We start from the raw sequence: 9,232 nt of genomic DNA on the forward strand, positions 1-9,232 counted from the left end.
CCTGGCCACACTCGGCGGATGTCCGTCCCGCGCGCCGCGCTGACCGCCGCCCAGAGTGCGGCGCTGCGTCACGTCCGGCAGGTGGCGTCGGACGACCGTCCCGCCGCGTTGGCCCGGATCGGTCGGGCGCTGGCCGGCAGCGGCGTCCGGCACGATCCGGAACGCCTGGTGGCCGCGTTCGGTCGTGCCGGGCGCGTGACGCTCAACTTCCACCCCGACCGACTACTCGCCGACGGGCGGACGGTGGCCGAGGCGCTCGCCACCGAGGGTGTCTACCGCAGCCAGTTCGAGACGGGCATCTCCAACGGCGGGCTCAGCGCGTACCCGGGCGGCGACCGGGACCGCTGGGAACGGCGACTGTTCGGCGGCGCGTACCAGCGACCGGGTGTGCGCCCGGCGGACCGCCCGAAGTACGGCGGCCTGAACCTGCTCGACCACCCGGACGGCGCGTGCCCGCGCTTCGGCTCGTGCCACCTGCGGCTGCGCCCCGAGGTGCTGACCCGCACCACGTTCTGTCTCGGCGACAGCCACCTCGGCCCACGGGACGTCGGCACCGTCGACGTGGTCGAACCGGTGCTGGCGGCGCTGCTCACGGCGACCGTCGACACCGGCATCACGCTGGGGCGGCCGGGCACGGACGTGCTGACCCTGGTCGAGGAGTTGCTGCGCCGCCGAGGGGACGCCGACACCGTGTCCCGCAGCGCCGGCCGTGCGCTGGACGACTACGTCGAGGCGCAGGTGCACGGGCCGGTCACGCTGACCCGGGACGTGTGCGAACTGGTGGTCGACCCCTCGTTCCGGGGCACCGCGACCGGCGTCACCCTCGCGTCCGCCGCCGAGCGGTACGGCTTCCCGCTGCGCTGGCACGCGGGGTTCGCCCTGCCGGTGGACCGGGTCGACGCCGAGTTCCGGGGGCCGGCCATCCCGCCGCTGGCAGCCCGGGTGCACGCCGAGTTCGCCGGGTCGGGGGAGCCGGTACACGCCGCGCTGGTCGGTCGGGCCGCCGCCTCGGTGGTCACCGAACCCGACCGTTGGGCCGATCGCGGGTCCACGGCCGAGACGCTGCAACACCTCAAGCAGCTCTGGCACGTCCTGGTCCGCTTCGGCACCCCGTACGACGGCTGAGTCTTCTGTTCGGGTCTGGCACCGGATGTCCGGGTCGCTCGCGTGACCCGGGTCACGCCGTCGGGCATATCGGTCATGCCCGGAATGACCGACACGTCGGGCGGGTTGTGTTCCCCATAGCGCCGGCATCCACACCCCGACCGGCGGCAGTTCCCCCGAGAGCGGCTCACCCCGAGCGGCTCGTACGATCGAAAGGGCAACCATCGTGAAGCTGGACTTCACTCGATGGCTCCCGGCCATCGCGACGAACCCGAACCGGAAGACCACTCTGAGCGTGGTGGGCGTGACCGCCCTCGCCGGGCTGGCCCTCGGCCCCACGGCCGTGGCCGCGCCGATCACCTCCGGCCCGCACCAGGGTGCCGTGGCCGCCATCGACAAGGCCACCGGCCGCAACTCCAGCGGCGTCACCGTCGAGTCCGGCCTGACCACCGGCGGCACCACCGACAAGCCCCGGGCCGGAAAGCCCAGCCGCGACGACCTCATCCCGCACGGAGTGCAGGGCGCCCAGTCGCGGGTCCCGCTGGACAACGCGCAGCGCGAGAACGCCAAGACCATCATCGAGGTCGCCAAGGAGACCGGCGTCGGCGAGCGGGGCGCGGTCATCGGCATCGCCACCGCACTGCAGGAGTCGAAGCTCTACAACCTCGGCCACCTGGGCGCGTACAACGACCACGACTCCCAGGGCCTGTTCCAGCAGCGCCCGTCCACCGGCTGGGGCAGCGTGGACCAGATCACCGACCCCGAGTACTCCTCGACGGTGTTCTTCGAGGCCCTCAAGAACGTCGGCGGCTGGCAGGATCTGCCGCTGACCACTGCCGCACAGACGGTGCAGGTGTCGGCGTACCCGTTCCACTACGCGCAGTGGGAGGAGCAGTCGGCGGACATCGTCACCCAACTCTGGTGACACCCTCCGACACACATCGGCCGGCCCCTTGCCAAGGGGCCGGCCGTCCCCATCCCCACCGCTCCCGTCCCCGCGCCCGCCGCCCGCGCCCGCCGCCCGCGCCCGCCGCCCGCGCCCGCCGCCCGCGCCCGCCGCCCGCGCTCGCCTCGTTGATCAAGAAGTTTGAGTCGGGATGTCTGTCGTGTCCGCACCAAAACTCCTTGGTCAACCAGGAGAGCGGCGGGGCGAGGCAGATCGAGCCGCTACCCGGGAAGCTAAGGGTGAGTCCGTCCCGGACGTGGTTGGATGTCCGGTTGTCGGGTTCGGGTGGGCGGGTGCGGGGCGGAATCGGGGTGGGGTCGGTGGCGTTGTAACCCGGTGGCTGGCCGAGCAGGACCTCACCCCGCTGGCGGGTGGTGGGCGGATGCCGGAATGGCCTGGCTCGGTCGGTCGTTATATCTGGTCCCGGTGCCGCGAGGGCTCGCGGATATCCCCGGGAATGATGCGGGTCGGGTCGGTGGTGGTGATCCCGACGCCGCAAGGGCCTCGCGGATCCCCGTCCTCTCGGGGAATGGTTCGGCCCGGCAGGTGGTTGTGTATTGACCCGACGCCGCAGGGTTCGGTGAATCCCCTCGGATTTGGTGCGTCGGTTCCCCTCTTCTTCTTAGCGCCTGACGGCGTTCACGTCGCCCCCTTCCCCCTGGTGGGTGGCGTCTACCCCCGAATGGAGCTGTCTCATGAACTCGAAGCTGCTGCGTAAGAGTGTTCTGGGTGTTGCTGGTCTGGCGTTTGCCGGTGGTGTGTTCGCCGGCCCGATCGCGCAGGCTGACGCCGCCCCCGTCACCGCTGGTTCGCTGGTGGCGGTGCAGGCGGACAAGCCGGATACCGGCAGGTTGATTCCGCATGGTGTGCAGGGCGCCCAGTCGCGTATCGATTTGGATGACGAGCAGGTCGGTAACGCGAAGGCGATCATCGCGGCGACGAAGAAGGCCGGTATGGACGAGCGTGCCGCGGTCATCGCCATCGGCACCGCGTTCCAGGAGTCGAAGCTGGAGAACCTCGGCCACCTGGGTGACCGCAACGACCACGACTCGCAGGGCTTGTTCCAGCAGCGCCCGTCGTCGGGTTGGGGCACGGTGGAGCAGATCACCGACCCCGAGTACTCCACCCTCGCATTCCTGAAGGGTTTGAAGCAGGTCGACGGGTGGCAGGACATGCCGCTGACCGTGGCCGCGCAGACGGTGCAGGTGTCGGCGTTCCCCGATCACTACGCGCAGTGGGAGCAGCAGGCCGCTGATCTGGTCGCCGAGTACTGGAACAGCTGACCCCCACACCACGCACAGGCTTTCCTCGAATGAAGGGGGAGCAAGAACGCCGCCGGCCGGTACCCGCAACCTGGGGTGCCGGCCGGCGGCGTCTGCGTCTGCGATGGGGGGAGATGTTAGGAGGGGTCCCTTCCTATACACCAGGCGATAGCAGGGGACCCCTCCTTACACCCCACCCCGATGGCGGTGGTGACGGGCGATGTCGACGAGGGCTACGACCAGCGCTAGGGCGATGATGCCGGCGGACACCAGCAGAGACCGCTCGAAGGCTTTCGACCAGGCGTCGTTCCCGCTGGCCACGACCGAGAAGAAGACCGCGCCGACGGCGGCGATCCCGGCCGCCGAGCCGATGCGCTGACCGGTCTGGAGCATGCCCGCGCCGCTGCCCGCCTGCGGGACCGGCACCTGCGACAGGGTCAGCGTCTGGTTGGGGGCGATCACCAGGCCGCTGCCCAGCCCCGCCAGCAGCAGCGGTGCCGCGGTCACCCAGGGCACGGGCGCGTGCGGCGCCAGTTGGATGGCGAGCGCGACCAGACCGAGCCCGACCACCACGGCGAGCAGCCCGACGGCGACCAGCGGTCGACCGAAGCGGTTGACGATCCGCCCGCCGACGGCGGAGGCGACGGCCGACCCGAGGGCGAACGGTGTGATCGCCAGACCGGCGATCAGCGCGCTGTAGCCGCGTCCGTTCTGCAGGTACAGCGTGAAGATGAAGAAGATCGCGGTGAAGCCACCGAAGTAGATCAACGCGATCAGCGAACCCAGCGCGTACGACTGGCGGGTGAACAGGCGTACGTCGAACAGGGGTGGGCCCTGGCGTGCGTACCGCCGCTCCCAGAGTGCGAAGCCGACCAGGGTGACCAGGCCGGCGGGGAGCAGCAGCCACTTGGCCGGGCCGTGCCACTGTTCCCGCTGCACCAGCGGCAGCAGCACCAGGGTCACGCCGACGCCGAGCAGCACCACGCCGACCGGGTCGGGTCGACGGCGTACCACCTGGCCGATCGGGTGGCGGGGCAGCAGCCGCCAGCCGAGGATGACCGCGACGATGCCGACCGGCACGTTGACGAAGAAGACCCACCGCCAGCCGTGTTCGGGGCCACCGGCGGCGATCAGCAGGCCGCCGAGCAGCGGTCCGACCGCGGTGGAGATGCCGATGGTGGCGCCGAGCAGTCCGAACGGCCGGGCCCGTTCCGGCCCCTGGAACAGTTGCTGGATGAGGCCGGTCACCTGCGGGTTCACCAGACCGGCGGCGGCGCCCTGGAGTAGTCGGGCGGCGACCAGCCAGCCGGGTGACTGGGCGAGTCCGGCGAGGGCGCTGGTCACGGTGAACAGGGCGATGCCGAACACGAAAGCGTTGCGCCGGCCGTGCACGTCGCCGAACCGGCCGGCGGGCACCAGCACCAGACCGAAGGTCAACGCGTACCCGGAGAGCACCCACTGCAGGTCGCTCGGCCCGGCGTTCAGGGCCCGGTCCAGCGACGGGATGGCCACGTTGACGATGCTGATGTCGAGCAGCGTCATGAACGCGGCGACCAGCCCGACGCCGAGGGCCTGCCAGCGTCGCCGGTCGTCGTACGTGTCGGGGCCGGTGGAGCTCATCGTCCCCCTGTCCCGATCGACGTCGTCCGGCGCGGCCCCGGTGCGGGACCCACGACGTCAGGTGAGCTGCTGGGCGCAGAAGCGCGGGCCGAAGTCGAGCCCGGCCATCGGCGAGTCCTCCCGGTGCAGCAGGTTCTTCTCGGTGAGCAGGTGCAGCGGTGTCTGCAACTCCTCCTCGGTGAGGCCGGACTCCTGGGCGATCAGGTCGGGGTAGGGGACCTGTCCGCGTACCTCCAGGGCCGCCACCGCGTCGTACACCCGAGCCTCGACGTCCGACAGCTGGACCTGCTGCATGGCTTCCTCCTTCGGCTCCACCGCCGGTCACGGGCGGTCTGCGTCGGGCGCTTACCCGGCGCGGCGACGAAGATGCACCCCGGACGGGGGTGGCGCGCCGCCCCCCACACGGCGTCGCGGCTGACCTAGGCTGCTGCGGTGACCGTCTGGGAACTCGTGGTGATCGGCGGCGGTCCCGCCGGCCTCTCCGCCGCCTACACCGCCGCCCGGCGAGGGGTACGCACCCTGGTCCTCGAACGGGCCGCGCACCCGAGGTACAAGACGTGCGGCGGTGGCTTGACGGGTGTCTCGCTCGCCGCCGTGGCGGGTCGGATCGAGGTACCCGCCCACGACGTCGTCGACCGGGTCACCTTCACCCTGGACGGGCGACGCGCGCTCACCCGCCGGCACCGGGACGGTCCGCTGGTGAGCATGGTGCGCCGGGAGGAGTTCGACGACCGGTTGCGGGCCGCCGCAGTGGCCGTCGGCGCGGAGGTCCGCGAGCGGGTCGCGGTCCGCGCGCTCGACCAGACCCCCGAGGTGGTACGCCTGCGACTGGCCGACGGCGACACGGTGCTGGCCCGGACCGTGGTCGGCGCCGACGGCACCTCGGGTGTCAGCGGTCGGCACGTCGGAGTGCGGCACCGGCAGGTGGACCTCGGGTTGGAGCTGGAGTTGCCGGTGCCGCCGCCGCAACAGGAGCAGTGGCGGCACCGGGTGCTGCTCGACTGGGGTCCACTGCCCGGGTCGTACGGCTGGGTCTTCCCCAAGGGCGATCGGCTGACGGTCGGGGTGATCGCCGGTCGCGGCGAGGGGGACCGGACCCGTGAGTACCTACGCCGGTTCGTGGACCGGCTCGGCCTGGCCGGGATCCGTCCGGCGCACGACTCGGGGCACCTGACCCGTTGCCGGGCGGAGGACTCGCCGTTGCGGCGCGGGCGGGTACTGGTCGCCGGGGACGCCGCCGGCCTGCTGGAACCCTGGACCCGGGAGGGGATCAGCTACGCCCTGCGCTCCGGCGAGCTGGCCGGTGACGCGGTCGTCGACGGGGATCTGGTCGGCTACGAACGGGCGGTGGCCCAGCGGCTGGTGCCGTCCATGCGGGCCGGGTACCGCCTGCTCGACGCGTTCGCCCGACGGCCGGAGATCCTGCACGCGGCGATCGCGACGCCACCGGGCTGGCGCGCGTTCACCCGGTTCTGCTCCGGGCAGGCCGGTTTCGACGAGTTGGTCGCCCAGGCGCCGGTGCGGTTGGCCCTGGCGGTGGCCGCCCGGCTGCCCCGACCGCGGACCCCCGCCGCCCGCACCGCCTCCTGACCTCTCGTCTACCAGGATCCTAGGATGCTCTAGCGGTGGTGGCCGCCGCCGCACCGGAGCAGGGCCCCGAGAGGCACACCAGTCTCACGAGTGCCCGGCTGTTTCCGGCCACCGACGTCGGGTAGGGCGATCGGTGAGGGCATCCGTCAGCGCACCGAGGAGACACCCGTGAGCCAGAACCAGCACACCCCGCAGGACCCGACCGAGCAGTACGGCCAGCAGTCGGGTCAGCCGAGCCAGCAGCAGTCGCCGCCGGGGCGGACCGACGAGATGGCGCCCGAGCCCGACCACGGCGAGAAGACGTACCGGGGTACCGGCAAGCTCGACGGCAAGAAGGCGGTGATCACCGGCGGTGACTCCGGTATCGGGCGGGCGGTGGCGATCGCCTACGCCCGCGAGGGCGCGGACGTGCTGATCTCGTACCTCGGCGAGGAGGAGGACGCCGACGCCCGGGAGACCGTACGGCTGATCGAGGCCGCGGGCCGCAAAGGGATCGCGATCCGCGGCGACATCGCCGACGAACGCAACTGCGAGACGCTGATCGAGCGGGCCGTCAGCGACCTCGGCGGCATCGACATCCTGGTCAACAACGCGGCGTACCAGATGGCCCAGGAGAAGGGCATCGCGGGCATCAGCACCGAGCAGTTCGACCGGGTCTTCAAGACCAACCTGTACGCGATGTTCTGGCTGTGCAAGGCGGCCCTGCCGCACATGGGCGACGGCGCGACGATCATCAACACCTCGTCGATCCAGGCGTTCGACCCGTCACCGCAACTGCTGGACTACGCCACCACCAAGGCGGCGATCGCGAACTTCACCAAGGCGCTCGCCGCCGACGTGGTGGACCGGGGCATCCGGGTGAACGCGGTCGCGCCGGGGCCGATCTGGACCCCGTTGATCCCGGCGACCATGCCGGAGGAGAAGGTGAAGCAGTTCGGCCAGGACACGCCGGTCGGCCGGCCCGGTCAGCCCGCCGAGTTGGCGCCCGCGTACGTCTTCTTCGCGTCGCAGGAGTCGAGCTTCATCACCGGCGAGATCCTCGGCGTCACGGGCGGCCGCTTCACCAAGTGAGGTGCAAGGAAGGGTCCCCTGCTAACGCCTCGTGCATAGCAGGGGACCCTTCCTAACACGAAACCCCGACGCCGGAGGCGGCCATCGCCCGCTGGGCACGGCGCGGACGTCGGGTGAGTCAGCGGGGCCAGGCGGCCAGGTGTCGGCGGATCCGGTCGATGTCCGCCGGGCCGAGGCCGTACCGGGCGAACCGCCCGTCCGGGATCCGGTCGAGGTAGCGCCCCGCCTCCCGTACGTCCTCGTCGTCGAGCGCCGGGTCGAGTTGCCGGGCCAACCCCAGCAGCTCGCCGACGGAGCGGTGCTCCAACGCGGAGGCGACGTCGATGTAGTCGCGTACCTCCCGCCGGTTGACCAGGGCGGCGGTCTTGTTGGCGATCAGGTCGCGGACGTCCATCACCGGCCCGAACTCCATCACCACGGGGCTGCGGTGTCGGTCCAGCCGGGCCAGGCTGAGCCGGATCTGCCGGCCGTCCCGGGCGACCACGAAGTCCCGCATGTCCCGGTCGAAGCCCTCGAAGAGGCCGCCGAGGTCACTGTCCGGGTCCGCGTCGGCCACCTCGAACCCGGCCGCCTCCAGCGCCTCCCGTACCCCGGTCGCCGCAGCCGCCGCCGCGCCCTCCACGTCCGCGAACAGGTCGACGTCCTCGGTGGGGCGGGTGACCAGCCCGTACGCGGCCCAGGCGACCCCGCCGCCGAGGACGAAGCGGTGTGGCCCGGCGACGTCCAGCGCCACCCGGGCCACCTCGCGGTAGAACTCGTGCGGGTGCGCTCCAGTCACGCCGATCGGAGACCCCGGTGCCGGGTCTCCCAGGCCAGCCGTACGCCCCGTGGCAGGTTCAACTGTCGCCACACGCGCCGCAACGTCCAGCCGTCGACGAGACTGCGCAGGTCGTCGACGTTCGTGGTCTCCCGCAGGACGTTCTCGTACATCCAGAGCAACTGGTCGTGGTCGGCCAGGTCGAAGGCGCGGTCGGCGCACCACATCAGGCGGACCGGCAGCTCGACCACGCCCCGGGTGGGTCCGCGCAGCTCGGTCAACGTCCCGGTCACCAGGGTGGGACGACCGGGTCGGGCCAGAAAGGCCACGCCGGACGTAGTGGGGGAGACCGCCTGCATGCTGTCAGGGTAACCCCAGCCGATCCCGTACCGTACCCACGAGCTTCGCCCACCTGCCGGAACGTCCGCTCATCCGGTCCGTGCGGCGCCCTCGGAGGGCAGGAGTACGGGTGCTCCGAGGCGGTACGGGGGCCGTGGATGGGTGTGCCCATCTCGGCCTCGGCGTGTCGAATGTCCGAATCTCGGGTACGCCTGGCCGGAATCGGGGTGGAGTCGGTGGCGTTGTAACCCGGTGGCTGGCCGAGCAGGACCCCACCCCGTGTCGGGTGGCGGGCGGATGTCGGAATGACCTGGGCCGGTCGGTCGTTATATCTGGTCCCGGTGCCGCGAGGGCTCGCGGATGTCCCCGGGAATGATGCGGCCGGGTCGGTGGTGGTGATCCCGACGCCGCAAGGGCCTCCCGGATATCCCTCGCCGGGGAATGACTTGGCCCGGCAGGTGGTTGTGTATTGACCCGACGCCGCAGGGTTCGCTGATCCCTCGGATTTGGTGCGTCGGTTCCTCCTCTTCTTCATTAGCGCCT

General features: G+C 71.5%; 9 protein-coding genes. 5 read left to right on the forward strand and 4 right to left on the reverse strand.

Annotated elements, in window-relative coordinates; all coding sequences use genetic code 11:
• Positions 1 to 18: 18 nt before the first annotated feature.
• The 3 genes from ACIBO1_RS30960 to ACIBO1_RS30970 all read left to right on the forward strand — a co-directional run bounded on the left by ACIBO1_RS30960 (position 19) and on the right by ACIBO1_RS30970 (position 3,333).
• The gene (locus tag ACIBO1_RS30960; protein ID WP_396752656.1) at positions 19 to 1,125 is read left to right on the forward strand and encodes a DUF3626 domain-containing protein; all 1,107 of its coding nucleotides are present in this window, start codon (positions 19 to 21) and stop codon (positions 1,123 to 1,125) included.
• 205 nt (positions 1,126 to 1,330) lie between these two features.
• Entirely contained in the window at positions 1,331 to 2,029 is a 699-nt protein-coding gene (locus tag ACIBO1_RS30965) for a hypothetical protein (RefSeq protein ID WP_396752658.1), read from the forward strand.
• A gap of 716 nt (positions 2,030 to 2,745) precedes the next feature.
• Complete coding sequence (locus ACIBO1_RS30970) at positions 2,746 to 3,333, forward strand: hypothetical protein (protein ID WP_396752660.1); 588 nt, start codon at positions 2,746 to 2,748, stop codon at positions 3,331 to 3,333.
• Between the two features lie 165 nt (positions 3,334 to 3,498).
• Here the strand turns inward: ACIBO1_RS30970 and ACIBO1_RS30975 are convergent, their stop codons facing one another.
• Together ACIBO1_RS30975 and ACIBO1_RS30980 are read right to left on the reverse strand one after the other, a co-directional pair.
• Positions 3,499 to 4,932, reverse strand: coding sequence for an MFS transporter (locus ACIBO1_RS30975; protein ID WP_396752662.1), 1,434 nt, complete (start codon positions 4,930 to 4,932; stop codon positions 3,499 to 3,501).
• Positions 4,933 to 4,989: 57 nt separating this feature from the next.
• Positions 4,990 to 5,226, reverse strand: a complete 237-nt coding sequence (locus ACIBO1_RS30980; RefSeq protein WP_396752664.1) for a hypothetical protein — start codon at positions 5,224 to 5,226, stop codon at positions 4,990 to 4,992.
• 138 nt (positions 5,227 to 5,364) lie between these two features.
• Here ACIBO1_RS30980 and ACIBO1_RS30985 point away from each other — a divergent pair, with 138 nt between their 5' ends.
• Positions 5,365 to 6,522 (forward strand): geranylgeranyl reductase family protein, encoded by a 1,158-nt coding sequence (locus ACIBO1_RS30985; protein WP_396752666.1) that lies wholly within the window; start codon positions 5,365 to 5,367, stop codon positions 6,520 to 6,522.
• Positions 6,523 to 6,690: 168 nt separating this feature from the next.
• Complete coding sequence (locus tag ACIBO1_RS30990; protein ID WP_396752668.1) at positions 6,691 to 7,593, forward strand: SDR family oxidoreductase; 903 nt, start codon at positions 6,691 to 6,693, stop codon at positions 7,591 to 7,593.
• 118 nt (positions 7,594 to 7,711) lie between these two features.
• On the opposite strand, the gene ACIBO1_RS30995 is transcribed toward ACIBO1_RS30990, so the two are convergent.
• Positions 7,712 to 8,371 (reverse strand): nucleotidyl transferase AbiEii/AbiGii toxin family protein, encoded by a 660-nt coding sequence (locus ACIBO1_RS30995; RefSeq protein ID WP_396752670.1) that lies wholly within the window; start codon positions 8,369 to 8,371, stop codon positions 7,712 to 7,714.
• Positions 8,368 to 8,709 carry a hypothetical protein gene (locus tag ACIBO1_RS31000; RefSeq protein ID WP_350694409.1) on the reverse strand — a complete coding sequence of 114 codons (342 nt, stop codon included), beginning with the start codon at positions 8,707 to 8,709 and terminating at the stop codon, positions 8,368 to 8,370. The genes ACIBO1_RS30995 and ACIBO1_RS31000 overlap by 4 nt, the downstream gene beginning before the upstream one ends.
• Between the last annotated feature and the right edge of the window lie 523 nt (positions 8,710 to 9,232).

The sequence above is a fragment of the Micromonospora sp. NPDC049903 genome, assembly GCF_044460945.1.
GTDB lineage: Bacteria > Actinomycetota > Actinomycetes > Mycobacteriales > Micromonosporaceae > Micromonospora.

Bases quoted from the DNA above. Each gene is read 5' to 3' on its own strand.
- ACIBO1_RS30980 (WP_396752664.1), bottom strand. From the start codon at position 5,226: ATGCAGCAGGTCCAGCTGTCGGACGTCGAGGCTCGGGTGTACGACGCG.
- ACIBO1_RS30970 (WP_396752660.1), top strand. From the start codon at position 2,746: ATGAACTCGAAGCTGCTGCGTAAGAGTGTTCTGGGTGTTGCTGGTCTG.
- ACIBO1_RS31000 (WP_350694409.1), bottom strand. From the start codon at position 8,709: ATGCAGGCGGTCTCCCCCACTACGTCCGGCGTGGCCTTTCTGGCCCGA.
- ACIBO1_RS30975 (WP_396752662.1), bottom strand. From the start codon at position 4,932: ATGAGCTCCACCGGCCCCGACACGTACGACGACCGGCGACGCTGGCAG.
- ACIBO1_RS30960 (WP_396752656.1), top strand. From the start codon at position 19: ATGTCCGTCCCGCGCGCCGCGCTGACCGCCGCCCAGAGTGCGGCGCTG.